4 protein-coding genes are annotated in these 5201 nt (G+C 72.4%); 3 read left to right on the top strand and 1 reads right to left on the bottom strand.

Going from position 1 to position 5201, the window contains the following annotated elements:
* Window positions 1–188 precede the first annotated feature (188 nt).
* Window positions 189–1097 carry a glycosyltransferase gene (locus tag FV230_RS24125; protein ID WP_147844202.1) on the bottom strand — a complete coding sequence of 303 codons (909 nt, stop codon included), beginning with the start codon at window positions 1095–1097 and terminating at the stop codon, window positions 189–191.
* A 53-nt stretch (window positions 1098–1150) separates the two neighbouring features.
* Between FV230_RS24125 and FV230_RS24120 the strand changes: the two genes are divergently transcribed.
* The 3 genes from FV230_RS24120 to FV230_RS24110 form a co-directional block, all read left to right on the top strand.
* On the top strand, window positions 1151–2275 hold the full coding sequence (locus FV230_RS24120; protein ID WP_147844201.1) for a glycosyltransferase family 1 protein: 1125 nt from the start codon (window positions 1151–1153) through the stop codon (window positions 2273–2275).
* 246 nt (window positions 2276–2521) lie between these two features.
* Complete coding sequence (locus FV230_RS24115) at window positions 2522–3691, top strand: glycosyltransferase (protein WP_147844200.1); 1170 nt, start codon at window positions 2522–2524, stop codon at window positions 3689–3691.
* A 107-nt stretch (window positions 3692–3798) separates the two neighbouring features.
* Window positions 3799–5201 (top strand): GumC family protein (locus FV230_RS24110; RefSeq protein WP_187275605.1); only part of this gene is annotated, 1403 nt, incomplete at its 3' end.

Here is a 5201-nt window from a genome sequence, read left to right as displayed (position 1 = left end):
CCCGGGGGCGGGTGTCGGGTCGGCGCAACATGAGGATCCATCCTTACAGATGGGCGCACCTCGTCGGGGAGGCGTGTCCCGCCGCCGGGATGCGCCGATGCCGGCAGCGGTGCAAGGGCTGGGGACGCGTGGACACCCCGATCCGCTTGCATCGCGCCGCGGTGTTCGCGCGCCTGCCGGGATGCGCCTCAGCCGCCGCGCGGCCACGCCATCAGATCCGGCCGGCGCTCGGCGGTGATCCGCTCGGATTCGGCCCGGCGCCAGGCGCGGATTGCGCCGTGGTCGCCGCCGGTCAGCACCTCCGGGATCGTCCGGCCCTCCCAGTCGCGGGGGCGGGTGTAGTGCGGATATTCGAGCCGGCAGGCCTCGATCAGGGTGTCGACGCCCTTCGACGGCTCGATCCGGCCGATGTAGCCGAACGTGACCCCGCCCGAGGGGAGGGCGCGCGGCGCCGGCGGCGGCCCCGCCTCGATCGGGTTCCAGATCACCTGCCGCAACGCGGCCGGCACGTCGCGGAAGAACCCGGCCGCGAGGTGGCGGGCGAGGATGTCGCTGCCGACGCCGACCACGGCGTCGACCGGCCGCTGGCAGAGCCGGTGCAGGAGCGCGTAGGCGCGGCACTTGGCGTGCTGCCGCTCGCAGGCGCGGCCGTGCCGCACCATCGCGCCGTTGCTGCACAGGCTCGTGAAGTCGTGCAGCGTGTGGACGACCGGCACCCCGAGCCGGCGCACCATCGGCCAGATCCGCGGCGTCAGCTCCGACATCGAGTGCGTGTTCACCACGTCGGGCGAAAAATCCCGCACCGCGGCCTCCATCGCGGCGAGCGTGCGCCCGTCCCATTGCGCGGCGAGCTTGTAGCGCAGGTGGTCGAGCCGCCCGTGCTCGGCCCAGTCGAGGACGTGGAACGGCGTGCCGTGGCCGAGGCGGTAGATCGTCGCCGCGCCCGACCGGTCGGGCGGCTCCGCCCGGCGCGACAGGCAGGCGACGCCGACCTGCGCCCCGAGACCCGCCTGCATCCGCACGAGGGTCTCCACCATCAGCTCCGCCCCCCCGACCTGTTCGGGCTGATACAGCGATGAGAGGTGGAGAATACGCATCTGATCAATCTGACGGTGCTAGATCGACCCTAGTCCGGGGTTATTGCCAGTCGATGAAGCGCATCCTGCTCAACATGCCGAGCCAGTTCGGCGGCAAGCCGTCCGGCGTCGCCCGCGTCGCCTTCGCGCTGATCGGCGAGCTCGTCCGGCGGCCCGACGTCGCCGTGGTGCTGCGCTCGCCCTGGACCCGGGCCGAGCTTCCCGCGGCGTGGCGCGACGCCGTCGCGGTCGTGACGGTGCGCCGCCCGCGCATCGTGGTCCTTGACGTGCTGGCCCAGCTCGTCACCGTTCCGGCCTGCTGCCGGCGGCACGCCATCGACGTGGTGCTGAACATCGACCCCTACGGCGCGGGCGCCGGCGGGCGAGCGCGCATCGTCGTGGTCCACGACCTGTACTTCCGCACGATCCCTCAGAGCACCGGCCCGCGCGAGGCGCTCACCACCGACTGGATCTTCCGGCTGATGCTGGCGCGCAACCACGCCGTCGTCGCCGTCTCGGACGCGACGCGGCGCGACCTGGAGCAGCATTACCCTGCCGTCCGCGGGCGCGCCCGCGTGATCCCCTCGGCTTCCGTGCTCGACCCTGCGGCCCTCGCCGTCGGGGCGCCCGCGGAGGTCGCCGGCCCCTACGTGCTCGCCGTCGGGAACGCCACGCACAACAAGAACTTCGGCCTGCTCGCCGAAGCGGTGGCCTCGATCGCGCACGCCCATCCCGATCTCGCCGTCGTCCATGTCGGCGAGGACCCCGCCGACGCCGTCGCCGGGACGCTCCGGCGGCTCGGGGCGGCTTCCCGCGTGGTCCGCCTGTCGCGCATCGACGACCAGAGGCTCGCCGCGCTCTACCGCGGCGCGCTGTGCCTCTGCGTCCCGTCCTTCGCGGAAGGCTTCTGCCTGCCGGTGCTGGAGGCGCAGGCGCTCGGCTGCCCGGTGGTGTGCTCGGACCGCTCCGCGACGCCGGAGGTCGCAGGGGAGGGCGCCCTGACCTTCGATCCCACCGATGCCGGCGCCCTGGCCGCCTGCCTGCGCCGGCTGATCGAAGAGCCGGCCCTGCGCGAGAGCCTGGTCGCGAAGGGCCGGAGCAACCAGGCCCGCTACACCTGGGACGCCACCGCCCGCGGCTACGCCGACCTCCTCGACGCCGTGCTCGCAGGCGCCGACCCGCCGCCGCGCCCGCTCTGAGGCCGGCGCGGCCGGCGGCGGGCCGGAACCGCGCGCCGAGCCGCTTCAGCATAGTTAAGATTTACCAAGCGGACGAATTCAGCAGTCTTTGCGCTGTCGGCAGGCCTTTGAGCCGTCGATATTTCTAAAAGTGCAAGCATCTCCGCCTATCACCAGCATTGGCCGCGACCATTCAGGTGACTACACCTGTAAGTTGCATCCATACCGGGCTTCGCCTCGGTGCCCCCTTCCTTCGAGGTCTCGAAGATGCGCGTCGCGATCGTCCATGATTGGCTCTACGTCGTCGGCGGTGCCGAGCGCGTCCTGCACGAGATCCTGGCGATCTATCCCGAGGCGGACGTCTTCACGCTGTTCGACTTCCTGAGCCCGGCCGACCGCGCCAAGATCGGCGTCGGCGCCACGCGGACGAGCTTCCTGCAGCGGATGCCGCTGGTGCGCACCCGGCACCGCGCCTACCTGCCGCTGATGCCGATCGCCGTCGAGCAGTTCGACCTCTCGGCCTACGACCTCGTGATCTCGAGCAGCTACGCCGTCGCCAAGGGCATCCTGACCGGGCCGAGCCAGGTCCACGTGTCCTACATCCATTCGCCGATGCGCTACGCCTGGGACATGCAGCACAGCTACCTGCGCGAGAGCGGGTACGAGCACGGCGTCAAGAGCATGGTCGCCCGCATGATCCTGCACCGGATGCGCCTGTGGGACACCCGCACCGCCAGCGGGCCGGACGCGGTGGTCGCCAACTCCGCCTTCGTCGCCCGGCGCATCCGCAAGGTCTACGGCCGCGCCGCCGAGGTGATCCATCCGCCGGTCACGCAATCGGCGATCCGGGCGGACCTGCCGCGCGGCGACCACTTCCTCGTGGCGAGCCGCCTCGTGGGGTACAAGAACGTGCGCGCGGTGATCGAGGCCTTCGCCCTGATGCCGGACCTCCGGCTCGTCGTCGCCGGGACCGGCTCCGAGGAGGCGCGCCTGCGCGAGGCGGCCGGGCCGAACGTGACGTTCGCCGGCTTCGTCGGGGATTCCGAGCTCCGCCGGCTGATGGGGACGGCGCGCGCCTTCGTGTTCGCGGCGGAGGAGGATTTCGGGATCATCCCGGTGGAGGCGCAGGCCGAGGGCACCCCCGTGCTGGCGCTCGGCCGCGGCGGCGCGCGCGAGACCGTGGCGACGCTCCCGCCCAACCGCTCGGGCATGTTCTTCGCCGAGCCGGACCCCGCCGCGATCGCGGCCTGCGTCCGCGACTTCACGGAGCAGGAGGGCATGTTCTCGCGCGCCGCCTGCCGCGCCCAGGCGGCGCTGTTCGCCCCGGAGGTGTTCCGCACCCGGTTCGCCGGCTTCGTCGACGAGCAGATGGCCCTCCACCGCGACCTCGGCGCCGGCCAGGAGCGCTCGGGCCACCGCCTCAAGGCCCTGGCCTGACCGAATCCGCCACGCTCGGCCCGCGCGCGGCGGCCCGAACCTCACAATCCCTTCCGCACGGTCGCGCGACCCCGTTCGCGAACCGGCGCCAGACCCGGTGGTCGACGATGACGACGTCCTACCTCAACCCCGCCCGCACCGCCGTGCCGGCCGCGCCGCGTTCGGGCCCGGCCACCGACCAGGCCGGCCCGTTCGCGACGATCTGGCGGCGGCGGCGCCTGTTCGCGGCGGTCTTCATCGGCGTCATGTCGGTGGCGATCGGGCTGCTGATGGTCGCGCCGGTGCAGTACCTGGCGGTCGGCTCGGTGATCGTGGCCGAGCCGGAGCCCGGCAGCAACAACGCCAACGCGTCGGTCGCCTGGATCCAGAAGCTCGGCGACCCGGCCGACATCGAGAGCCAGATGCTGGTGATCCGCGCGCCGCGGATCATGCGCCTCGTCGCCTCGGGCGACGTCGTCGAGAAGGTTGTGGCCGAGTGCCGGCAAATCGCGCGCGGCGGGCTCCTCGCGAGCCTGCTGCCGCCCAAGGAGGACGGCTGCGACAAGCTGCGCGGCAACACCGACCTGGTGGTCGACTACCTGCAGCGCCGCTACGTCGTCACCGGCGCCGGCCGCTCGCGCGTCATCAACATCGCCTACCGCTCGCCGAACGCCGAGACCTCCCAGGCGCTGACCAACGCGCTGATCACGGCCTTCCTCGACGACCAGCGCGGCGTGCTCGCCAACAGCCGCGAGGCGGCGACCGAGTGGCTGTGGAAGGAGATCCGCCAGCTCGACGCGTCCCTGCGCGACGACGAGGCCAAGATCCAGGCCTTCCGCCGGCGCAAGGGCCTGATGTCGGGCGCCAACGCGCCGATCACCTCCGAGCGGCTCAGCACCATCACCCAGCAGCTCTCGGCGGCCGAGACCGCCAAGGCCGACGCCGCGGCGCGCCTCTCCGAGATCAACGCCGACCAGGCCCGGGGCTCGATCAACGCCCCGGCGGTGCTGGCGAGCCGGACGATCGGCGACCTCAAGCAGCAGATGAACGTGGTGGCCGCGCAGATCGCCAACACCGGCACGGTGCTGGGGCCGAACCATCCGACGCTGCAGGCGATGCGCACGGAGCTCGCCGGCCTGAAGCTGCGCGTCGACCGGGAGGTCGCGAGCATCAGCGCCGGCTTGAAGAAGACCTTCGACGCGTCGAGCGCGCTCGCCAAGTCGCTGCGCCAGCAGATGGAGACCGCGAAGGCCGAGGCGGCGTCCGCGATGGACGACGAATCGGTCGTCGCCGGCATGGTGCGCAACGCCGAGATCAAGCGCGGCCAGTACACCGACCTGTACAAGCGCGCCAACGAGCTCGAGACCGAGCGCCGCATCCTCGTCGGCAGCACCCGGCTCGTCAGCCTCGCCGACGTGCCGGCCGCGCCGGTCACCCCGAAGCCGCTGCTGTTCCTCGGCGCCGGCTTCGTCCTGGCCGCCGCGCTGGCCGCGGCCGCCGCGCTGCTGCGCGAACGCGCCGACCGCAGCGT

Origin of the sequence: Methylobacterium sp. WL6 (assembly GCF_008040095.1) — a bacterium.
GTDB lineage: Bacteria > Pseudomonadota > Alphaproteobacteria > Rhizobiales > Beijerinckiaceae > Methylobacterium.
The sequence above is the reverse complement of the archived record's forward strand: the minus strand, read 5'-3'. Positions and strand labels throughout refer to the sequence as shown.

What these genes read in the sequence shown, in the direction of transcription:
- FV230_RS24120 (WP_147844201.1), top strand. Translation starts at nt 1,151, where the DNA reads ATGAAGCGCATCCTGCTCAACATGCCGAGCCAGTTCGGCGGCAAGCCG.
- FV230_RS24115 (WP_147844200.1), top strand. Translation starts at nt 2,522, where the DNA reads ATGCGCGTCGCGATCGTCCATGATTGGCTCTACGTCGTCGGCGGTGCC.
- FV230_RS24125 (WP_147844202.1), bottom strand. Translation starts at nt 1,097, where the DNA reads ATGCGTATTCTCCACCTCTCATCGCTGTATCAGCCCGAACAGGTCGGG.